Below are 22,104 nucleotides of genomic sequence, written 5' to 3'. Positions count from 1 at the left end.
GCCGTGAGGCGCCCAGTGCATGTCAGGAGCAGGGCCATGCAGGAACGCAGTCCCGGGTATTTCCCGCATATCGATGGCCTGCGTGCGATCGCGGTCCTGGCGGTCATCCTCTATCACCTCAAGGCGAGCTGGTTGCCGGGCGGCTTCACTGGTGTGGACGTGTTCTTCGTCATCTCCGGTTTCGTGGTCAGCGCCTCGGTGGATCGCCTGCCGGCGGTCGGCGGCTGGGCCGGGCTGGCACGCTTCTATGCGCGCCGCATGCGTCGCATCGCTCCGGCACTGGTGGTCTGCCTGCTGGTAACGGCGATGCTCAGCGCGTTGCTGATTCCCGAATCCTGGCTCAGCGAGACCAGCGACAAGACCGGCCGGATGGCGTTCGTCGGGCTGAGCAACTGGGTGCTCGCCAGCACCGGCAACGATTACTTCTCGCCGCGCACCGAGTTCAATCCGTACACCCATACCTGGTCGCTGGGTGTGGAAGAGCAGTTCTATCTGCTGTTCCCGCTGTTGTTCCTGGCGTGGGCCAAAGGCCCGCGTGGGCGCTGGCTGTCGCTGGGCCTGTTCGGCGTGGCAACCGTGGCATCGCTGGGCTATGCGGTGTTCCGCGCGCGACAGGGCGGCCATGAGATCGATGCGTTCTACCTCACGACCACGCGCTTCTGGCAGCTGGGCGCTGGCGTGCTGCTGTTCCAGCTGCTGTCCCTGAGCGGGCGGTTCACGCCGCCGCCGGTGCCGCCGCGCGGTATCAGCTGGCGCTCGCCGCTGCTGGTGCTGAGCCTTGCGGCGCTGGGCTATGGTTTGTGGGCCGCACGGCCGGGGCATTCGCCATGGATCGATGGGCTGTGGCCGGTAGTGGGCACGCTGGGGTTGCTGGGCCTGCTGCAGCGCTCACCCGGGGGCTGGGTCGGGCGGGCGCTGGCGACCACACCGATGGTGACGATCGGTCGGCTGTCCTACTCGCTGTACCTGTGGCACTGGCCGGTCTTCGTGCTGTTCCGCTGGACGGTGGGCCTGGAGACGGTGGCCACCGGCGGCGCCGCGCTGCTGTGCGTGGCACTGTTGTCCTGGCTGTCGTGGCGCTGGGTGGAACAGCCCCTGCGGCATGGTGCGCGCTGGGGCGTCAGCAACGCGCGCTGGGTCGTGGTCGGGCTGGGCGTACTGGTGCTTGGCGCCGGCCTGCAGGCGGCGCTGGTCAAGACCCAGCAGTACACCTCGCTCAGCGTGGTCAGCCGTGCCCCGCTGGACTGGTATCCGTATGCCAAGGGGTTGAAGAAGGAGATCCCGGACTGCCGCGTGCGGGTCAGCAACGTGCCGGTGCTGGGCGGGCAAGCGCGTCTGTATGCGCGTGGTGAGTGCCCGGGACGCACCGCATCCACCCGCCAACTGTTCGTGGCCGGCGATTCGCATGCGCTGGCCTACCACGAAATGCTGCAGCGCCTGGCTGTGCTGGATGGAGCGCCGATCCGACTGTATGGCAGCGGAGGTTGCGCGCTGGTCGGGCTGCGCGCCTGGCAGGGGCCCAATCCGGCGTGCGAGGCCTATGCGCGCAATGTGCTGGACGATATCCAGGCGCGTGCGCAGCCGGGCGATGTGGTGCTGTTGGCAGGGCTGCGGCTGCCGCGCCTGTCCGAACAGTACGCACTGTTCGATGTCGCGCAGGTTCGCGCTGCCCATCTCAGCGAGGCGGCCAATGCAGGCCGTACCGCCGAAATATCTCACTGGATCGAGCAGCTCACGCCGCTGGCCGATCGCGGTGTTCACATCGTGCTGGAGGCGCCCAAACCCGTTTTGCCAGCGCCCCCGTACCGGTGCTCGGATGTGTTCAACCGGCACAATCCGATCTGCGCCAACGGCATGACCGTGCCGCGCACCGAGATCGAGCAGTTGCGTGCGCCGGTATTGGCCGGCCTGCAGCAGGTGGCTGCAGGTCTGCCCGGCGCGTCGATCTGGGATCCGATGCCGTTGCTGTGCCCCGGCGAGCAATGCCTGCCGACACGTGAGGGCAAGCCGCTGTTCTTCGATGGTGATCATCTCAGCGGCTATGGCAATCGTCTGCTGCTGCCTGATTTCCAGGCGCAGCTGAAGCGGTGGGAGACGACGGCGCCCGCCGTCGCCCCCTGAATCACACACCCCGCGATCAGTCGCGGGTAGCCGTGTCTGCAGCGGCCTCGATCGGGCCGGCGACCCGCTGGCCGGCTTGCCAGACCGCGCCAATGCGCTGCGTGTTGGCGATATCCACCAGCGGATCGGCATCGAGCACCAGCAGGTCGGCGCGCTTGCCGGCGGCAATGCGGCCGCGGTCGGTCAGCCCCAGCAATGCCGCCGCCTGCGTGGTGGCGACCTGCAAGGCTTCGGAGGGCGTCAGCCCGGCTTCCACCAACAGCTGCAGTTCGCGATGTTCAGCCACGCCGATCACCCGTTGCGGCATCGCGCCGGCATCGGTGCCGAAGCCGAGCTTCACTCCCGCCGCATGCAGGCGGCGCACGTTGTCCAGATTGGTCGCGACCGCCTTGCGCGCGGCGGGTATGCCGTCGCTGGCCAGCTGGCTGCGCTGCCAGTCCGGCTGCGACCAGCGCGCCAGCACATCGGCGTGCAGTGCCTGGCGCAGGAAGGGCTTCTGCAATGCCAGCGGATGCTCGGCATACCAGTAATTGGCCTCGTCGATGGCGATGGTGGGGATGTACCAGGTGCCCTGGTCGCGCATCTTCCGCGCCAGCATCGGGTCCACCGCGCGGTCGCGGATACCGTGGGCGAGGATGTCGACCTTGGCATCGACCAGGTCGCGGGCCTGCTCCAGATCGTGGATGTGCGCGGCAACCTTGAGCCCGCGCGCATGCGCTTCGGCGATGGCGGCGCGATACACCTCCGGAGTCATCATCGGGCGTTTGCCACCGAGGTCGTCCACCCACAGCTTGATCAGGTCCACGCCATCGGCATGCTGGGTGGCCACGGCCGCGCGCGCCTCTTCGGCGTTGCGCGGGCGTGCCACCGGATCGTGGCGCAGGCCCATGGTGTCGGCCGGGGGCGCACCCTCCGGGGCGCCGATACCGCCGCCGGCACCGTACAGCTGCGCACCCAGGCCGGGATCGATGTTGATCCCCTTGCGGAGGGTGAAGAAGTCCGCGCCGTTCATGCCCAGCGCCGTCACCGTGGTGATGCCGTAGCGCTGGAACTGGCGCAGATCGCGCACCACGTTGTCATGGGTGTAGAAGCGGTCGCCGTGTTCCAGCCCCTGCGTATTGCCGACGTGGGCATGGTCGCTGACCAGCCCGGGCAACAAGGTCTTGCCGCTGTAATCGATGCGGCGGGCACCGGTCGCCGCCGCGGGCAGCGGCGTGCCGACATGCACGATCCGTGGGCCGTCGATCAGCACCGGGGTGACGCCAAGGTCGCGCGTGCCATCGAAGACGCGGGCGTTTTCGAACAGGATCGGCTCGGCTGCGGCAGGCAGGGCGGTGGTGGCGGCAAGCAGCAGCGCCCACAGGCGGGTCGGTCGCATCGGCGGCTCCAGTCAGGGGGAGCCTTGAGCCTACCCCATCCGGGGGATCGTGTTGCCGGACTGTGGCCGGTACGCCCGGGAGCGGACGATCAGCGCGTGCGCGCCCGCAGCAGCGGCAGACTGATCGCAAAGAAGCACAACAGTGCGCCAGCCAATGCAAAGCCACTGCCCGCGAGGAACGCGGTACGGCCCTGATCGATCGGCCACAACTGGCCCGCGATCAGTGCGCCGAGCACGCCGCCCACTCCGGAGGAGAAGCCGTACAACAAACCCTGGCCATGGCCGTTCAGGCGCCCGGGGAAGTAGGTGGCCAGCATCTGCATCGCGGCGGCGAAGAAGGCGGCAAAACCGAGCGCATGCGCAGTCTGGGCGAGGAGCATCACCGGCAGGTTCTCCGGGAACAGCGCGGTCACCGCCCAGCGCACCGCGGAACTGAGCAGGGCGATCAGCAGCATCCAGCTGGCGTCATAGCGGCGGAAGAAGCGGCCGATGGTGAAGAACACACCCACTTCGAACACCACCCCGACCGTCCACAGCACGCCCAGCGTGGAGGTCGCGTAGCCGTGGTGATCCATGTAGACCGAGAAGAAGGTGTAATAGGGGCCGAACGACAGCTGCTCCATGAACGCGGCCAGGAAGAACGCCAGCACCTGCGGCTTGCGCACGATCGCCCAGAATCCACTGGCATCACCGTCGTTGCGCTGCAGGTTGCGTGCGTAGTGGTTGGCAAAGCCCGAGGCGGTCAGCAGGCCGAACAGCGGCAGCATCAACCACGGCAGCAGATGTGCGTTGCCGGCGCCGCCGTCGCCTTCGATGATCCAGCCGAACAGCATCACCACGGCGATGAAGCCCAGCGAGCCCCACACCCGGATCAGCCCATAGCGATGGCTGTCGCTGCCCAGGTGGGTCAACGTGATCGATTCGAACTGTGGCATCACCGCGTTGTAGAAGAAACAGAACGCGATCATCGCCGGGTACAGCCACGGCTGCGGCAACGGCAGCAGGAACGCGCAGAAGGTCAGCAGGGTGATCACGCAGCCCAGCCGCAGCCAGAAGATCGGGCGCGGCGAGGCGGCGGCGAGGGAGGTCCAGGTGGTGGGCGCCACGATGCGGGTGGCATACCAGATGCCCATCATCACGCTGATCGCGGTGACGCTCATGCCGCGCGAGGTCAGGAACAACGACCAGTACGGTGTGAACGCGCCCAGAGCGGCGTAGTAGAACAGGTAGAACGAGGACAGGCGGACGGCCGGTACGGCGTCGCGGGGGAGGGCGGTCATGCGGGATCTCGGTGACGACCGGTGCATTATGGACGCGCGCACCCGGGCACGGGGTGGGCGACCGCCTTATTCCGGATCGTAATCCAGATTGGACGCCAGCCAGCGCTCGGCCTGTACACGGTCCACGCCCTTGCGCTTGGCGTAATCGACCACCTGCTCGCGGGTGACACGGCCGACCACGAAATACTGGCTCTGCGGGTGGCTGAAGTAGTAGCCCGACACCGCCGCGGTGGGCAGCATCGCAAAGCTCTCGGTCAGCTGCATGTCCGCGTTGCGCTCGGCATCCAGCAAGCGGAACAGCGTGGCTTTCTCGCTGTGCTCGGGGCAGGCCGGGTAGCCGGGCGCAGGGCGGATGCCGGCGTACTTCTCGGCGATCAGCGATTCGTTGTCCAGCTGCTCATCGGGCTGGTAGCCCCAGTAATCCATGCGCACGTGCTGGTGCAGGCGCTCGGCCAGGGCCTCGGCCAGGCGGTCGGCCAGTGCCTTGAGCAGGATCGCGTTGTAGTCGTCGTGGTCGGCCTCGAAGCGGGCCACGTGCGGGTCGATGCCGATGCCGGCGGTCACCGCGAACGCGCCGATCCAGTCCTGCTTGCCGCTGTCGGCCGGGGCGATGAAATCGGCCAGGCAGAAATCCGGGCGCTCGACCGGCTTGTCCACCTGCTGGCGCAGGAAGTGCAGCACGGCCGGGCCATTGTCGGTACGCAGGTGCACATCATCGCCAACGCTGTTGGCCGGCCACAGGCCGAATACGGCCTTGGCGGTCAGCCACTTCTCCTCGACGATGCGGGTGAGCATCGCGCGGGCGTCCTTGTACAGATCGGTGGCCTGCGGGCCGACGATCTCATCGGTGAGGATCGCCGGAAACTTGCCGGCCAGTTCCCAGGCCTGGAAGAACGGCGTCCAGTCGATCACCTCGACCAGGTCGGCCAGCGGGTAATCGTCGAGCACATGCAGGCCCGGCTTGCGCGGTGCCGGCGGTGTGTAGGTGGCCCAGTCGCCCACGAACCGCTGGGCGCGTGCCTTGGCGAGGGTGACCAACCGCTTGGCGTCGCCACGATTGCGGTGGCGCTGGCGGATGTCGGCGTAGTCGGCCTCGTTGGCAGCCACGAAGGCATCGCGCAGCTCTCGCGAGATCAGCGATTGCGCCACGCCGACCGCGCGCGAGGCGTCCTTCACCCACACCGTGGGTGCCTTGTAGTGCGGATCGATCTTCAGCGCGGTGTGCGCGCGCGAGGTGGTCGCACCGCCGATCATCAGCGGCATCGTGAAGCCCTGGCGCTCCATCTCGCGCGCGACGTGGCTCATCTCTTCCAGCGAGGGCGTGATCAGGCCGGACAGGCCGATGATGTCGGCGTTCTCGGCGCGCGCGGCATCCAGGATCTTCTGTGCCGGCACCATCACGCCCAGATCGATCACGTCGAAGTTGTTGCAGGCCAGGACCACGCCGACGATGTTCTTGCCGATGTCGTGCACGTCACCCTTGACCGTGGCCATGATGATCTTGCCGTTGCTCTTGGCAGTGTCGCCGCTGCGGGCCTTTTCCGCCTCGATGTACGGCAGCAGGTAGGCCACCGCCTTCTTCATCACGCGTGCGGACTTGACCACCTGCGGCAGGAACATCTTGCCGGCGCCGAACAGGTCGCCCACGATGTTCATGCCGTCCATCAGCGGTCCTTCGATCACATCCAGCGGACGGGTCGAGCGCGCACGGGCTTCTTCGGTGTCCTGCTCGACCCACGCATCCATGCCGTGCACCAGCGCATGCGCGAGGCGATCATTGACCGGCTTTTCGCGCCAGGCGAGGTCTTCGCCGCGCACTTCGCCCTTCTTGCCCTTGTAGCGCTCGGCAATTTCCAGCAGGCGCTCGGTGCCGTCACTGCGGCGGTTGAGGATCACATCCTCCACGCGCTCGCGCAGCTCGGCGTCCAGATCATCGTAGATCGGCATCGCGCCCGCGTTGACGATGCCCATGTCCATGCCCGCGCCGATGGCATGGAACAGGAACACCGAGTGGATCGCCTGGCGCACGGTTTCATTGCCGCGGAACGAGAACGACACGTTGGAGACGCCGCCGGAGACATGGCAGTGCGGCAGGGTGCGTTTGATGATGCGGGTGGCTTCGATGAAGTCGACCGCGTAGTTGTCGTGCTCTTCGATGCCGGTGGCGACGGCGAAGATGTTCGGGTCGAAGATGATGTCTTGGGGCGGGAAGCCGACCTGCTCGGTCAGGACCCGGTAGGCGCGGGTGCAGATCTCGACCTTGCGCGCGCAGGTATCGGCCTGGCCGTCCTCATCGAAGGCCATCACCACGGCGGCCGCACCGTAGCGCAGCACCTTGCGTGCCTGTTCGATGAACTGCGCTTCGCCTTCCTTGAGCGAGATCGAGTTGACCACGCTCTTGCCCTGCAGGCACTTCAGACCCGCTTCGATCACGCTCCACTTGGAGGAGTCGACCATCACCGGAATCCGGGCGATGTCCGGCTCGGACATGATCAGGTTGAGGTAGCGCGTCATCGCCTTTTCGGAATCGATCAGGCCCTCGTCCATGTTGACGTCGAGGATCTGCGCGCCGTTGGCGACCTGCTGGCGCGCCACTTCCACCGCCTCTTCATAGCGTTCTTCCTTCACCAGCTTGCGGAACTGCGCGCTGCCGGTGACGTTGGTGCGCTCCCCGATGTTGACGAACAGCAGGTCCGGGGTGATGACCAGCGGCTCGAGACCGGACAGGCGGGTGTGGCGGGAAGACGTCATGGGCAGGCTGGCACGGGCTGGCGGAGGAGGGTCAACGACAACGGGAGCGTGGGGCGGATGCGGTCATGCCGCGTCTTCCAGCGGTGGTGCGGGCAGGCGGCGCGGCGGCAGATCGGCCACCGCTTCGGCAATCGCGCGGATGTGCGCCGGGGTGGTGCCGCAGCAGCCGCCCACCAGGTTGAGCAGACCGGCGCTGGCGAACTCGCGCAGCGTGGTGGCCATTTCTTCCGGGGTTTCGTCGTACTCGCCGAAGGCATTGGGCAGGCCGGCATTGGGATGCGCGCTGACCAGACACTCGGCCACAGTGGACAATGTCTCCACGTGGGGCCGCATGTCGCTGGCGCCGAGCGCGCAGTTCAGCCCGATCGACAGCGGCCGGCCATGCGCGACCGAGGCGTAGAACGCCTCGGCCGTCTGCCCGGAGAGGGTGCGGCCGGAGGCATCGGTGATCGTGCCGGAGATCATCACCGGCAGTCGACCACCGCGCGCATCGAACACTTCTTCGATGGCGAACAGCGCGGCCTTGGCGTTGAGCGTATCGAAGATGGTTTCCACCATCAGGGTGTCGGCGCCACCGTCGATCAGGCCATCGATGGCTTCGCGGTAGGTCTCGCGCAGCGCATCGAAGCTGGTATTGCGGAAGCCGGGATCGTTCACGTCCGGGCTGATCGACGCGGTGCGGCTGGTCGGGCCGAGCACGCCGATCACGAAGCGCGGTTTGCCCGGCGTGGTCGCCGCGACTGCATCGCAGCAGGCACGCGCCACTGCAGCACCGGCTTTGTTGAGCTCGTAGACCAGGTGTTCAAGGTGGTAGTCGGCCTGGCTGACCGAGGTCGCATTGAACGTATTGGTCTCGACCAGATCGGCGCCGGCCTCCAGGTACGCGGTATGGATGCCGCCGATCACCTCCGGGCGGGTCAGCAACAGCAGGTCGTTGTTGCCCTTGAGGTCATGTCCCTCCGGCGTGTCACCGGTCGCGGCATGATCGCAGCCGGGCTCGTGCTGGTGGTCGTAACCGCCGGCGAAGCGCGCGCCGCGGTAATCGTCCTCTTCCAGCCCATGGCGCTGGATCATCGTGCCCATGGCGCCATCGATGATCAGGATGCGCTGGGCCAGCGCCGTTTCCAGCGCATGCACGCGGTCGGGGTGGAGCCAGGGCAGGGATGGCATGGGCAGACCTCAGGGCTTGCTGGCAATCAGCGAAATGACTTCGAAATGCGGCGGGCGCTTCTCGCGGGTCACGGTTTCCAGGCTGGAAACGACCAGGCCGGCCTTCTCCACGAACTTGCGCAGTTCCTTGTCGCTGAAGCCGAGGTTGACGTGGCCATAGGCATCCACGGCCGCACGGTGTTCGTGGCGGGCCAGGCTGCACAACAGCAGGCGACCACCCGGGCGCAGCACGCGCGCGCCCTCGGCGACGGCCTGCGCCGGCTTGGCCGCATAGGTCAGTGCGTGCATCAGCACCACCAGGTCGAAACTCTGGTCGGGGAAGGGCAACGCGTGCATATCGCCTTCGCGCACTTCCACATTGGCCAGCCGGCGCAGGCGCTCGCTGGCAGCGGCGACCACGCGCGCGCTGGTGTCGATACAGATGTAGCGCTTGGCGTGCGGCGCCACAAGCTCGGCCAGCACGCCGTCACCGGAGGCGATATCGAGCACGTCACCGGTTTCCAGCAACGGCAGAGCGGTGCGTGCCAGCGCTTCCCAGGTGCGACCCGGGGAATAATGGCGCTCCATGTCGCCGGCGACGCTGTCGGCCCAGTTCTGGTCCGCCGCTCGGCTGGCCATGACGGCAGCCACGCGCTCAGCGTCCTGGCGCAGCAGCGGGTCGTCGCTGCCGGTGCTCAGGGCATGCCACAATGCGCGCTGCGCCGGATCCAGCGCAGCGTCATCGAAGCGGTAATACGCCGAGACGCCAGAGCGACGGTCGCGTACCAGGCCGGCTTCCTTGAGCCGGGCCAGGTGGGTGGACACCCGCGGCTGCGCCAGCGTGGTGATGGCCGACAGCTCGGCCACAGTGAGTTCTTCCTGTTCCAGCAGCGCCAGCAGGCGCACCCGGGTGGCGTCGGCAAACACTTTCAGCCGGACGGACCAGTCCTCGAGATCCATAAATATCTACCTATCGCGATATAGAGATATTTTCGTCCTTTGGCGGCGGTGCGGTCAAGTCAGGCGTGCTTTCCCCGGCCCCCGGTACAATCGCCCGACCGGGCCGCGCGCACTGCGGCCCTTATCACTCTGTACCCGGGAGGGTGTTGTGGATTTCAGTTTTACCGAAGAGCAGTTGATGCTGCAGGACGTTGCGCGCCGAATCGCGCAGGAAAAAATCGCGCCCAGCGCCGAACACCACGACCGCACCGGCGAGTTCCCGCTGGAGAACATTCGCCTGCTGGGCGAGAACGGGCTGATGGGCATTGAAGTGCCCGAAGCCTACGGCGGTGCGGGCATGGACCCGATCGCCTACGTCCTGGCGATGGTGGAGGTCGCCGCCGGGGACGCTGCGCATTCGACGATCATGTCGGTCAACAACTCGCTGTTCTGCAACGGCATCCTGACCCACGGCAGCGAAGCGCAGAAGCAGAAGTATGTGCGCGCCATCGCCGAGGGCGAGGCCATCGGTGCGTTCGCGCTGACCGAGCCGCAGTCCGGTTCGGATGCGACAGCCATGCGCTGCCGCGCGGTCAAGCAGGCCGACGGCACCTACGTGATCAACGGCAAGAAGAGCTGGATCACCTCCGGCCCGGTGGCCAAGTACATCGTGCTGTTTGCGATGACCGATCCGGAACAGGGCGCGCGTGGCATCACCGCCTTCATGATCGACACCGACAAGGCCGGCTTCCACCGGGGCAAGACCGAGCCGAAGCTGGGCATCCGCGCCTCGGCCACCTGCGAAATCGAGTTCCAGGACTACGTGGCCAGCGCCGACGACGTGCTGGGCAAGGAAGGTGAGGGCTTCAAGATCGCCATGGGCGTGCTTGACGCCGGCCGCATCGGCATCGCCTCCCAGGCCATCGGCATCGCCCGCGCTGCCTATGAGGCCACGATCGAGTACGTGAAGGACCGCAAGGCCTTCGGCGCGGCGATCGGCACTTTCCAGATGACCCAAGCGAAGATCGCCGACATGAAGTGCAAGCTGGATGCAGCCCTGCTGCTGACGCTGCGCGCGGCGTGGGTGAAGGGGCAGGGCAAGCGCTTCAGCAACGAAGCGGCGATCGCCAAGCTGACCGCCTCCGAAGCGGCGATGTGGATTACCCACCAGGCCGTGCAGATCCACGGTGGCATGGGCTATTCCAAGGAAATGCCGCTGGAGCGCTACTTCCGTGATGCCAAGATCACCGAGATCTACGAGGGCACCTCGGAAATCCAGCGGTTGGTGATCGCGCGCAACGAGACCGGGCTGCGCTGATCGATAGGACAGCGGCGCCCGTTGGGCGCCGCTGGTCGGTCCGGGGCCTCTGAAGTGGCCTTGAGAGGTTGCGGACGCTCCAGCGTCGGATCAAGGTAGGTGCCGACCGCTGGTCGGAACGCGGGGTAGTGCAGAATGTGCGGCCCCGTTCTGCAGGTCACCCCATGGTTATTTATCGAGGCGCAGGGTTCCTGACCCTGCTCACCCCCATTGCCGCCCTGTTGCTGCTGATGTGGCTGTGGCCGGATCCTGCGGTTGCCAAAGGCAATACCTCGCTGGCGCAGCTGCTGGTCGGATTCGGCATCGGCGCAGCGATCAATGTCGTGCTCGGCATCGTGCTCAACCGCGGCCCGCGCGCGGTGGGCGAGCATGCCCGCCATCACTTCTTCTACATGCCAATGCAGTGGCCGTCGTTGGTGATCGTGTTGGTATGCGCGGCAGTAGCGTTGCTGCGCTGAGACCATTTGGTAGTGCCGGCCGTCGGCCGGCAACCCGGCGATCCTTGCCTGGCAGGTGCCCGGAGCAGCCGGCAAGCGGCCGTCATTACCTGGTCCCCCGATGCGTGCCCCCGCTCAGCCACACATGGTGTGGCTCTACCCGTCATGCGGCGCACACAAAAAAGCCCCGGCTCGCGCCGGGGCTTTTTCATTCCAGCGTGACCACCCACGGTGGTCACCTGGCGGTGGGGCAACCGTGGCTGCCCCTGTGCATCAACGATCCGGACGGTGGGCCGTATTGGCTTCGCCCTGGCGTTCCAGGAACTCCTTGGACGGTTCGTCCAGCTTGTCACCCAGCATGCGGCGGACCACCACGAAGAACACCGGGATCATCAACAGACCCAGGAAGGTGGCGAACACCATGCCGCCGATCACGCCGGTACCGATGGCGTGACGCGCGTTGGCACCGGCACCGGTGGAGATGGCCATCGGCACCACGCCCATGATGAAGGCAAACGAGGTCATCAGGATCGGGCGGAAACGCAGGCGGGAGGCTTCGATGGTCGCCTCGCGCAGGTTCTTGCCTGCGGCCCGCTGCTCAACCGCGAACTCCACGATCAGGATCGCGTTCTTCGCCGCCAGGCCGATCACCGTGATCAGGCCGATCTTGAAGTACAGATCGTTCGGCAGGCCACGTGCCAGCGAGAAGGCCAGGGCGCCGAGGACACCCAGTGGCACCACCAGCAGCACCGCCACCGGGATCGACCAGCTTTCATACAGCGCGGCAAGGCAGAGGAACACCACCACGATGGACAGCACCAGCAGCAGGGTCGCGGCGTTGCCGGCCAGGATTTCCTGGTAGGACATGCCCGACCAGTCGTAGCCGAAGCCGGCTGGCAGGTCGTCGTTGACGATCCGCTCCATCGCCTGCATCGCCTCGCCCGAGCTGCGCCCGGCCGCCTGCGAACCGACGATGTTGACCGCCGAGTAGCCGTTGTAGCGGCTCAGCGACGGCGGTGCGGACACCCACTCGGACTTCACCACGGTGCTCAGCGGGATCATCGCCTGCGTGCCGTCGGGATTGGTCTGCAGCGTGCTGGGCGTGTAGAAGCTGTTCAACGATTCCGCACCGGTGCGATACGGGCCATCGGCCTGCAGGGTCACGCGCTTGATGCGGCCTTCGTAGAAGAAGTCGTTGACGTACACCGGGGCCAGCATCAGCTGGATGGTGCTGTACACGTCCGACACCGACAGGCCCATGGTCTGCGCCTGCACGCGGTCCACGTGCAACTGCAGCTGCGGGGCGTTTTCCAGGCCGTTCGGGCGCACGCCGGTCAGCAGGTCGCTTTCCTGCGCCGCCTTGCCGAGCAGGATGTTGCGGGCCTGCGTCAGCTGCTCATAGCCCACGCCGCCACGGTCCTGCAGCCACATGTCGAAGCCGCCGAACTGGCCCAGGCCCTGCACGGTCGGCAGGTTGACCACGAAGATCTGCGCTTCCTTGATCCCGTAGAACGCGCCGTTCATGTTGTTGATGAACTCGGGCACCGTGATGTCACGGTCCGCCCAGGGCTTGAGGCGGATGAAGCCCATGCCCACGTTTTCACCGGAGCCGACGAAGCTGAAACCAGCCACCTGCAGCATGCCTTCGAAGCCATCCTGCTTTTCCAGGATGCCGCGCATCTGGGCAAAGGCGTGGTTGGTCTGCGACTTGGTCGAGCCCGGCGGCAGCTGCACGATCGCCAGCGCGTAGCCCTGGTCTTCTTCGGGCAGGAAGCTGCCCGGCATGCGCGTGAACAGGAAACCGCACAGCACGGTCAGCACCACGAACAGGATCATCCAGCGCGGGGCATGCTTCACCGCCGAGGTGATGTGGCCCACGTAGGTGTTGCTGACCTTGTCGTAGTACTTGTTGAAGGTGCGGTAGACGATGTTCGGCTTGTCGTTGTGCGTCGGCTTGAGGAACGTCGCGCACAGCGCCGGGGTGAAGCCCAGGGCCAGGAAGGCCGAGAAGGCCATCGCGATGGCGATGGTCAGCGCGAACTGCTTGTAGATCTCGCCGGCGGCGCCGCCCTGCAGGGCCGACGGAATGAACACCGCGGCCAGCACCACGGTGATGGCCACCACCGCACCGGTGATCTGGGTCATGGCCTTCTGGGTGGCGGCCTTGGGCGGCAGCTTCTCCTCGGTCATGATGCGTTCGACGTTCTCGATGACCACGATGGCGTCATCGACCACGATGCCGATCGCCAGCACCATCGCAAACAGCGTCAGCTGGTTGATGGTGAAGCCGATGATGCTCATGCCCAGGAACGTGCCCAGCAGCGCGACCGGGATGACCAGGGTCGGGATCAGCGTGGCGCGGAAGTTCTGCAGGAAGATCAGCATCACCAGGAACACCAGCACGACCGCTTCGATCAGGGTCTTGACCACTTCCTCGATCGAGATCTTCACGAAGGTGGTGCTGTCGTACGGCGAGAACCAGCTGACACCAGCCGGGAAGCTCGGTTTGAGCTCATCCATCTTCGAGGTGACCGCATTGGCCACGTTCAGCGCGTTGGCGCCCGGCAGCAGCTGGATCGCGAAGGCACCGGTCGGCTTGCCGTTGTACTGGGTGTCAAAACCGTAGTTGTTCGCACCGAAGGCGATCCGGGCGACGTCCTTGAGCAGCACGCGCGAGCCGTCGGCATTGGCGCGCAGGATGATGTTCTCGAACTCTTCCGGCGAGCTGAAGCGGCCTTCGGCCGACACGGTCGCGGTGAAGTAGTGCCCCTCGGGCGAGGGATCCGAGCCCAGCGAACCGGCCGCGAACTGCACGTTCTGGTCCTTGATCGCGGCCAGTACCTGGGTGGCCGACAGGCCGTAACCCTGCATCTTTTCCGGGTTGAGCCAGATATTCATGGCGTACTCGGAACCGAACTGCTGGGTGCTGCCCACGCCGGGGATACGCGAGATCTGGTCGAGCACGCGCGAACCGACGATGTCGTTGAGGGCGTCGCGGTCGATCGAGGCGCTGTCGGACTGCAGGGCCACCACCATCAGGAAGCCGGCGTTGGCCTTGGCCACCACCACGCCCTGCTGGGTCACTTCGGTCGGCAGGCGAGGCGTTGCCAGCGAGACCTTGTTCTGCACCTGGACCTGGGCGATATCGGCATCGGTGCCGGTTTCGAAGGTCAAGGTGATGGTGACGCGGCCGTTGGAGGCCGAAGAGGAACTGAAGTACAGCAGGTGATCGATACCGGTCAGCTGCTGCTCGATCACCTGGGTGACCGACTTTTCGGCGGTGTCGGCGCTGGCGCCGGGGTAGGTGGCGCTCACCGTCACCTGGGGAGGCGCGATGCTCGGGTAGGACTCCACGCCCAGACCCAGGATCGAGATCACGCCCGCAAGCGAGATCAGGATCGCGACCACCCAGGCGAATACCGGGTGTTCAATGAAAAATTTAGGCATGACGGAGGATTCCCGTTATTGCTTGTTCGGTTCGGCAGCCGGAGCGGCGTCGGACTTTGCGGCGGCGGCATCAGCCGGGGCGGCCGCGGCATCGGGCTTGGCGGCAGCCGCCGGAGCAGTACCTGCCGGGGCAGCACCCGCCGGCGCCTGGCCATTGCCGTTGCCGGCGGCCGGGTTCCACGGGGCGGCCTTGGCCGGTTCGCCTTCCTTGACCTTCTGTACGCCGGCCACGATCACCTGATCGCCGGCATCCAGACCACCGCTGACCAGCCAGTTGCTGCCCTGCTGGCCTTCGCTCTTCACATTCTTGCGGGCAACCTTGCCGTCCTTGCCCACCACCAGCACGTAGCCGCCGGTGGTGTCGCGCTGCAGCGCCTGCAGGGGCACCAGGTAGGCGTTGTTGCGCTCACCCAGGGTCGCCTGGAAGCTGACGAAGGCACCCGGCAGCAGGATCTGCTGCGGGTTGGGCAGCACCGCGCGCAGCGAGACCGCGCCGGTGGCCGGGTCGACCGTGGTCGAGGAGAAATCCAGTGTGCCCGGCTGGTCGTAGACGGTGCCGTCAGCCAGCTTCACCTGCACGGTGGACTTGCCGTCACCACTAAGGGCCAGTGCGCCCTTGGCCTGGGCTGCGCGCATCTGGGTCAACTCATCCACGCTCATCGAGAAGTTCACGTACAGCGGGTCGAGCTGATCCACGGTGGTCAGCAGGGTCACATCGCCCTGGCCAACCAGCGCACCTTCAGTGACCTGCTGCTTGCCAGCGCGGCCGCTGATCGGCGAGCGCACTTCGGCATAGCCGAGGTTGATCTTCGCGCTGGCCAGCGAGGCCTGGGCCTGCTGCACGGCGGCAGCGGCAGTGCGCTCGGTGGCTTCGGCTGCATCCAGGTCGGACTTGGAGACGTAGGCCTGCGGCGCCAGCGAGCGGGCGCGGTTGGCAGCGGCCTTGGCATTGGCGGCGGTGGCCTGGGCCGAGGCCAGTTCGGCCTGCGCAGCATTGAGCGAGGCACGCAGGGGAGCCGGATCGATCAGGAACAGCACCTGGCCTTCCTTCACATCCGAGCCTTCCTGATAGACGCGCTTGAGCAGCACGCCCGGCACGCGGGCCCGGACGTCGGCACTGCGGAACGGCGACAGACGGCCGACCAGTTCACGCTGCAACGGCAGGGTCTGCGGCTTGGCCTCGATCACGCCCACCTCCGGCGGCGGCGGGGCCTGCTGCTCTTCCTTCTTGCAGGCGGTCAACGCAAGGGCGACTGCGCACGTCAGGGCAAGGGTGCGGAGTGGGGCGATCATCAGGAGAAGCTCCGGTGTTGGTTTGAATACGAAGCCGTGGCGGCTTCGGGCGCGGCGAACGCGCGCAGGAAGCTGTCAACGGAGAATTCTGCCCAGCGGCGGCGCACGGCGGCGTCAGCGCGATGGGGGATATGGAAGCGCTGTTTTTCGACATCCAAGCCGGCGATCATGCTCAATAGCAGTTCAGCCATGAAGTGCGGGTCGTCATGCCTCAATTGGCCGCGGGCAGAGCGTGTTGCCAGCCATTCAGATACGTGAAGCGCCAGGGCCCCGGCGCCGTCCTGATAGAGGGTACGGGCTTCCTGGGGGAACTGGCTGGATTCTGTCGCGATCAGCCTTCGGGCCTGGACCACATGCGGCTGGTTGAAATGGTCCAGGTAGTCGTTGGCGAACTGCAGCAGGCTGCCACGCAGGTCATCACCGTCGAGTGAGCGCAGCCCGGCGGTCGCGCGGCAGACATGCCGCTGCATCACCCGGCGCAGCAGTTCCTGCTTGCTGCCGTAGCGGCTGTAGAGCGTCTGCTTGGAGCAGCCCGCGTGCTGGGCCACGGCGTCCATGCTCAATTGCATGCCCTGGCTGGCCAGCAGTTCGCGCACAGCATCGAACACGCGATGATCGCGCGCGTCCATGGCGCTGGCGGCGGGGGGTGGGGGAGTCACGGGGTGGACTATACCGTCCAGTTCAGAATTGTAGAAGCCTTGTCTTTCCGTCGCGTTTGATGACCAACGTCACGTTGTAACCGACGCGGCCGATGCTGCGTCGGATGAAACCCCGATGCGTTGATCCGTACCCGGCCGAATTGACGGTGGCGATGTAAACGGGACCCAACCCGAATCACCTTATTCCGTCCTGCAGCAAGGTATTTCTGTGCGGTAGGCCTACAATTTCATTTTCCCAACTGAGCAACACGCACCGCTCCGTCATGAAACCGCAGAAACCAGCAGCCAAGACCGTGAAAAACAAATCCAAACCAGCCGATACGCAGACTGTTTCGCCAGTGGGCTTCTCGCTGGAGCCGGTGTACACGGCCTTGCGCAAGCGCTACCCGTCGGCCGGGCAGGCCGAGGCAGTGGCTTTTGCCGCCGACTTCTACAAGCGCATGGAGGCGGACGAGTTCCCGCACCACAGCGCCGAGGAGTGGGCTGCACTGGCAGCGGACACGCTGGAATTTGCGCGCGTGCGCAAGTCCGGCAAGGCCAACGTCCGCGTGTTCAACCCGACGCTGAAGAGCAACGGGTGGGAGTCGCCGCACACGGTGCTGCAGATCGTCAACGACGATATGCCGTTCCTGGTCGACACCGTCACGATGTCGCTGGCCGAGCATGGCGTCGGCGTGCACGTGCTGGGTCACCCGGTGATCCGTTTCGCGCGTGACAAGGCCGGCAAGCTGACCGGTGTCAGCGACGGCACCGCCGAATCGGTGATGCTGCTGGAGATCGACCGCCAGCCGGCCGAGGCGATGGCCGACGTCGAGAAGGCGATCATCAAGGCGCTGGACGAGGTGCGTGCCATCGTCCGCGATTGGGACGCGATGCGTGCCAAGGCGCAGAGCCTGGCCGATGACCTCGGCAGCCGCCAGCTGCCCGTCGATGCCGCCTCGCGCGCTGAGGCGCAGGAGTTCCTGCGCTGGGCCGCCGACAACCACTTCACCTTCTTCGGTTACCGCGAATACCGCGTCGAGAAGCAGGGCAAGGAAGACGTGCTGGCGCCGTTGAACGACACCGGCCTGGGCCTGATGCGCGGGCAGGACAAGTCCGCTGCACGTCCGGTCAAGACCCTCGCCGCGCAGGGCCTCAATGCCACCACCGGGTTGAAGGACGCGCTGATCCTGACCAAGACCAATGCCCGCTCGCGCGTGCATCGCGCCGGTTACATGGATTACATCGGCGTGCTCGAATTCGACGCCAAGGGCAAGATCATCGGCGAGCAGCGCTTCCTGGGTCTGTTCACCTCCAGCGCGTACAACCGCCGCCCGTGGGAAATCCCGCTGGTGCGCCAGCGCCACGAATACGTGATGAGCAAGTCCGGCCTGGCACCGAGCAGCCACAGCGGCAAGGCCCTGCGCCACATCCTGGAAACCCTGCCGCGCGAAGAGCTGTTCCAGTCCAGCGAGGACGAACTGTTCCGCACCGCCATGGGCGTGCTGGGCCTGCAGGAGCGCGTGCGCAGCCGTCTGTTCCTGCGCCGTGACAAGTACAGCCGTTTCATCTCCGCGCTGGTGTACCTGCCGCGCGAACGCTTCAACACCGATGTGCGCCTGCGCATCGAAGCCATGCTCAAGGACGCCCTGCAGGGCGAGTACGTGGACAGCTCGGTCGTGCTCGGTGAGTCGCCGCTGGCCCAGGTGCACCTGATCGTGCGCCCGAAGGCTGGCCAGACCCTGGAAGTGGATACCAGCGCACTGGAGCAGAAGCTTGCCCAGGTGCTGCGCAACTGGCAGGACGATCTGCGCGAAGCGCTGGTGGCCCGTCACGGTGAGGGCGAAGGCCTGCGCATCGCGGCGCGTATCGGCAAGGCGTTGCCGGCCGGCTACATCGAAGACTCCAGCACCGAGATCGCCGCCAATGACGTCAGCCAGCTGGATGCGCTGACCGGCCCGGACGATCTGCGCCTGAGCCTGCAGGCCGTGCAGCGCGAAGGCGGCGATGGCCTGCGCCTGAAGCTGTATCGCCAGCTGGACGATATCCCGCTGTCCGATGCGCTGCCGATGATGGAAAACATGGGCCTGCGTGTCATCGCCGAGCGTCCGTACCGTCTGACGGTCGATAACGCCCCGGTGTACGTGCAGGACTTCGAAGTGGAATCGGTGGCCGGGGCGATCGATGCGCCGAGCGTTGATGCCGCCTTCGGTGAAACCTTTGCCCGCGTGTGGCACGGCGATGCGGAGAACGATGGCTTCAACCGCCTCGTGCTCGCCGCCGGTCTGCACTGGCGCCAGGTCGCGATGCTGCGTGGCTACTGCAAGTACCTGCTGCAGACCGGCGTGCCGTTCTCGCAGGCCTATGTGGAAGGCACCTTCACCCGTTACCCGCTGCTGGCCCGCCTGCTGGTGGAGCTGTTCGAAGCCCGCTTCGATCCGGCCACCGGCCACGAGAGCAAGGACGCGATCGCCGAGGGCCAAGCCCAGCTGCGCGCGCACCTGACCGTGCTCGCCGGCGGTGACGAAGCCACCCTGAAAGTGCTCAAGACCGTGGTCGATGCGCGCAAGGGCGACCGCACCGTGCAGATGGACGCCGCGCGCGATGCGCTGCTCAAGCTGATGGACCGCGTCTCCAGCCTCGATGAAGACCGCATCCTGCGCAGCTTCATGGGCGTGATCGATGCGACCCTGCGCACCAGCTACTACCAGACCGATGCCGAGGGCCGCCCGGGCCACGTCATCAGCTTCAAGTTCGATTCGGCGCTGGTGCCGGACCTGCCCAAGCCGCGCCCGTACCGCGAAATCTTCGTGTACGGCCCGCGCGTGGAAGGTACCCACCTGCGTTTCGGTGCCGTTGCCCGTGGCGGCCTGCGCTGGTCGGACCGTCGCGAAGATTTCCGTACCGAGGTGCTGGGCCTGGTCAAGGCACAGATGGTCAAGAACACCGTGATCGTGCCGGTCGGCGCGAAGGGCGGCTTCTTCGCCAAGATGCCGCCGGTCAACGGTGACCGTGATGCGGTGTTCGCCAACGGCGTGGCCTGCTACAAGCTGTTCATCCAGGGCCTGCTGGACATCACCGACAACATCGTCAACAACAAGATCGTGCCGCCGGTGGACGTGGTCCGCCACGACATGGACGACCCGTACCTGGTGGTGGCCGCCGACAAGGGCACCGCGACCTTCTCCGACATCGCCAACGGCCTGGCCGTGGCGCACGGCTTCTGGATGGGCGATGCGTTCGCCTCCGGTGGCTCGGTCGGTTACGACCACAAGGGCATGGGCATCACCGCCCGCGGTGCGTGGGAGTCGGTCAAGCGCCACTTCCGTGCGCTGGGCCGTGACAGCCAGAGCCAGGACTTCACCGCGGTCGGCGTGGGCGACATGTCCGGCGACGTGTTCGGCAACGGCATGCTGTTGTCGCGCCACATCCGCCTGGTGGCTGCATTCGATCACCGCCACATCTTCCTGGACCCGAACCCGGATGCGGCCACGACCTTCGTCGAGCGCGAGCGTCTGTTCACCGTGCCGCGCTCCAGCTGGGCCGATTACGATGCCAAGCTGATCAGCAAGGGCGGCGGCGTGTACCCGCGTACGCTGAAGTCGATCGAGATCACCCCGCAGGTGCGTGAGGTGCTCGGCCTGGACGAGGGCATCAAGTCGATGACCCCGAACGATCTGATGAGCGCGATCCTCAAGGCGCCGGTCGATCTGTTGTGGAACGGCGGCATCGGTACCTACGTCAAGGCGGCCAGCGAGCAGCACAGCGATGTCGGCGACCGCGCCAACAACGCGCTGCGCGTCAATGGCGGCGAGCTGCGCTGCAAGGTGGTGGGCGAGGGCGGCAACCTGGGCATGACCCAGCTGGGCCGTATCGAAGCCGCCCAGGCCGGCGTGCTGCTCAACACCGACTTCATCGACAACTCGGCCGGTGTGGACACCTCCGATCACGAAGTCAACATCAAGATCCTGCTCAACGATGTGGTGCGTGCCAAAAAGTTGACCGTCGAACAGCGCAACAAGCTGCTGGCCTCGATGACCGACGAAGTGGCCGCGCTGGTGCTGATGGACAACTACCGTCAGAACCAGGCGCTGAGCCTGATGGAACGCATGGCGGTCAAGCGCCTGGGTTCCAAGCAGCACTTCATCCGCACGCTGGAACAGCAGGGCCTGCTGGATCGCCAGATCGAGTACCTGCCCTCGGATGCGGAACTGTCCGCACGCAAGGCGCGTGGCCAGGGCCTGACCCGTCCGGAACTGTCGGTGCTGTTGTCCTACTCCAAGCTGGTGGCCTTCCAGCAGCTGCTGGAGTCGGACATTCCGGAAGATCCCTACCTGTCCAAGGAGCTGCAGCGCTACTTCCCGACGCCGCTGCAGAAGAAGTACGCCGATGCGATGGAGCGTCACCGCCTGAAGCGCGAAATCATCGCCACGGCCGTGACCAACCAGACCATCAACCGCATGGGCGCCACCTTCCTGATGCGCATGCAGGAAGACACCGGCCGCACCGTGGCCGAGGTCGCCAAGGCGTACACGATCAGCCGTGAAACGCTGGATGCACGCGCCCTGTGGGCACAGATCGACGCCCTCGACGGCACGTTGCCGGAGTCGGTGCAGATCGACGCGCTGGAAGTGATCTGGAAGCTGCAGCGTTCGTTCGTGCGCTGGCTGCTCTCGCGCCCGGGCGCCATGCCGGGCATCACCGAAGCGGTCAACCGCTACCAGGCTGCCTTCAACGACATCCGCGATGCCTCGGGCGTGCTGCCCGATTCGCAGCGCCCGGCCTACGAGGCCAGCGTGCAGGAGTGGAAGGACAAGGGCCTGCCGCCGGCGTTGTCGCAGCAGCTCTCGGAACTGCAGTTCCTGGAGCCGGCGTTCGACATCATCGAGCTGGCCCGCACCCGCAAGCTCAAGCCGGTGGACGTCTCCAAGGTCCACTTCCGCCTGGGCGACGCCCTGCAGCTGCCGTGGCTGTTCGAGCAGATCGACGCGCTGGAGGTCAACGGCCGCTGGCACGCCGTGGCCCGTGGCGTGCTGCGCGACGAGCTGGCCGCCCACCATCGCAACCTGGCTGCCCAGGTCCTGTCGATGAAGGGCAGCAGCGCCGAAGCCAAGGTCGCCGCCTGGATGGGGCGCGATGACAGCAGCCTGCGCTTCACCCTGGCGATGCTGGCCGAGCTGGCCGAGCAGAAGACCCTGGACTACCCGACCGTGTCGGTCGCGGTGCAGCGCCTGGGTCAGCTGGCCTCGCATGGTGCGTAAGCGCATGGTGCGTTGGCGCATTCGCGCTGACGCCCCACGGTTTGCCTAGCAAACCGTGGGCCCCATGCAGACGATGCGTCCAGACCCCCGCG

11 protein-coding genes and 1 pseudogene are annotated in these 22,104 nt (G+C 66.2%); 4 read left to right on the top strand and 8 right to left on the bottom strand.

Translation table 11 applies throughout. The features are described 5' to 3' along the window. The first annotated feature begins 36 nt into the window (after nt 1-36). On the top strand, nt 37-2,121 hold the full coding sequence (locus tag BCL79_RS04425) for an acyltransferase family protein (protein WP_121037917.1): 2,085 nt from the start codon (nt 37-39) through the stop codon (nt 2,119-2,121). Between the two features lie 16 nt (nt 2,122-2,137). Here the strand turns inward: BCL79_RS04425 and BCL79_RS04420 are convergent, their stop codons facing one another. The 5 genes from BCL79_RS04420 to BCL79_RS04400 all read right to left on the bottom strand — a co-directional run bounded on the left by BCL79_RS04420 (nt 2,138) and on the right by BCL79_RS04400 (nt 9,639). After that, nucleotides 2,138-3,499 carry an amidohydrolase family protein gene (locus tag BCL79_RS04420; RefSeq protein ID WP_259462102.1) on the bottom strand — a complete coding sequence of 454 codons (1,362 nt, stop codon included), beginning with the start codon at nt 3,497-3,499 and terminating at the stop codon, nt 2,138-2,140. A gap of 89 nt (nt 3,500-3,588) precedes the next feature. Beyond that, nucleotides 3,589-4,779: an MFS transporter gene (locus BCL79_RS04415; RefSeq protein WP_121037911.1), complete on the bottom strand. Its 1,191-nt coding sequence runs from the start codon at nt 4,777-4,779 to the stop codon at nt 3,589-3,591. A gap of 66 nt (nt 4,780-4,845) precedes the next feature. Beyond that, nucleotides 4,846-7,530 carry a methionine synthase gene (gene metH / locus BCL79_RS04410; protein ID WP_121037908.1) on the bottom strand — a complete coding sequence of 895 codons (2,685 nt, stop codon included), beginning with the start codon at nt 7,528-7,530 and terminating at the stop codon, nt 4,846-4,848. A gap of 63 nt (nt 7,531-7,593) precedes the next feature. Beyond that, nucleotides 7,594-8,700, bottom strand: a complete 1,107-nt coding sequence (locus BCL79_RS04405; RefSeq protein ID WP_121037905.1) for a homocysteine S-methyltransferase family protein — start codon at nt 8,698-8,700, stop codon at nt 7,594-7,596. Nucleotides 8,701-8,709: 9 nt separating this feature from the next. Beyond that, nucleotides 8,710-9,639 carry an ArsR/SmtB family transcription factor gene (locus tag BCL79_RS04400; RefSeq protein ID WP_121037902.1) on the bottom strand — a complete coding sequence of 310 codons (930 nt, stop codon included), beginning with the start codon at nt 9,637-9,639 and terminating at the stop codon, nt 8,710-8,712. Between the two features lie 112 nt (nt 9,640-9,751). Here BCL79_RS04400 and BCL79_RS04395 point away from each other — a divergent pair, with 112 nt between their 5' ends. Continuing rightward, on the top strand, nt 9,752-10,936 hold the full coding sequence (locus tag BCL79_RS04395) for an acyl-CoA dehydrogenase family protein (RefSeq protein ID WP_428999441.1): 1,185 nt from the start codon (nt 9,752-9,754) through the stop codon (nt 10,934-10,936). 164 nt (nt 10,937-11,100) lie between these two features. Further along, nucleotides 11,101-11,394 carry a hypothetical protein gene (locus tag BCL79_RS04390; protein WP_121037897.1) on the top strand — a complete coding sequence of 98 codons (294 nt, stop codon included), beginning with the start codon at nt 11,101-11,103 and terminating at the stop codon, nt 11,392-11,394. A 252-nt stretch (nt 11,395-11,646) separates the two neighbouring features. Here the strand turns inward: BCL79_RS04390 and BCL79_RS04385 are convergent, their stop codons facing one another. The 3 genes from BCL79_RS04385 to BCL79_RS04375 are packed head-to-tail and all read right to left on the bottom strand — an operon-like array spanning nt 11,647 to nt 16,742. Continuing rightward, nucleotides 11,647-14,820 (bottom strand): multidrug efflux RND transporter permease subunit, encoded by a 3,174-nt coding sequence (locus BCL79_RS04385; protein ID WP_121037894.1) that lies wholly within the window; start codon nt 14,818-14,820, stop codon nt 11,647-11,649. Nucleotides 14,821-14,835: 15 nt separating this feature from the next. Then, nucleotides 14,836-16,113 (bottom strand): efflux RND transporter periplasmic adaptor subunit, encoded by a 1,278-nt coding sequence (locus BCL79_RS04380; RefSeq protein ID WP_121037891.1) that lies wholly within the window; start codon nt 16,111-16,113, stop codon nt 14,836-14,838. After that, entirely contained in the window at nt 16,113-16,742 is a 630-nt protein-coding gene (locus BCL79_RS04375; protein ID WP_121037888.1) for a TetR/AcrR family transcriptional regulator, read from the bottom strand. The genes BCL79_RS04380 and BCL79_RS04375 overlap by 1 nt, the downstream gene beginning before the upstream one ends. Before the next feature lie 374 nt (nt 16,743-17,116). Between BCL79_RS04375 and BCL79_RS04370 the strand changes: the two are divergent. Further along, nucleotides 17,117-22,012: pseudogene (locus BCL79_RS04370) on the top strand (NAD-glutamate dehydrogenase); the annotation flags it as partial. Nucleotides 22,013-22,104: the final 92 nt, after the last annotated feature.

It is taken from the genome of Stenotrophomonas rhizophila, assembly GCF_003651185.1.
Classification (GTDB): Bacteria; Pseudomonadota; Gammaproteobacteria; order Xanthomonadales; family Xanthomonadaceae; genus Stenotrophomonas; species Stenotrophomonas maltophilia_Z.
This window is presented reverse-complemented; position numbering and strand designations above follow the sequence as displayed.

Bases quoted from the DNA above. Each gene is read 5' to 3' on its own strand.
- BCL79_RS04425 (WP_121037917.1), top strand. From the start codon at position 37: ATGCAGGAACGCAGTCCCGGGTATTTCCCGCATATCGATGGCCTGCGT.
- BCL79_RS04420 (WP_259462102.1), bottom strand. From the start codon at position 3,499: ATGCGACCGACCCGCCTGTGGGCGCTGCTGCTTGCCGCCACCACCGCC.
- BCL79_RS04415 (WP_121037911.1), bottom strand. From the start codon at position 4,779: ATGACCGCCCTCCCCCGCGACGCCGTACCGGCCGTCCGCCTGTCCTCG.
- metH (WP_121037908.1), bottom strand. From the start codon at position 7,530: ATGACGTCTTCCCGCCACACCCGCCTGTCCGGTCTCGAGCCGCTGGTC.
- BCL79_RS04405 (WP_121037905.1), bottom strand. From the start codon at position 8,700: ATGCCATCCCTGCCCTGGCTCCACCCCGACCGCGTGCATGCGCTGGAA.
- BCL79_RS04400 (WP_121037902.1), bottom strand. From the start codon at position 9,639: ATGGATCTCGAGGACTGGTCCGTCCGGCTGAAAGTGTTTGCCGACGCC.
- BCL79_RS04390 (WP_121037897.1), top strand. From the start codon at position 11,101: ATGGTTATTTATCGAGGCGCAGGGTTCCTGACCCTGCTCACCCCCATT.
- BCL79_RS04385 (WP_121037894.1), bottom strand. From the start codon at position 14,820: ATGCCTAAATTTTTCATTGAACACCCGGTATTCGCCTGGGTGGTCGCG.
- BCL79_RS04380 (WP_121037891.1), bottom strand. From the start codon at position 16,113: ATGATCGCCCCACTCCGCACCCTTGCCCTGACGTGCGCAGTCGCCCTT.
- BCL79_RS04375 (WP_121037888.1), bottom strand. From the start codon at position 16,742: ATGGACGCGCGCGATCATCGCGTGTTCGATGCTGTGCGCGAACTGCTG.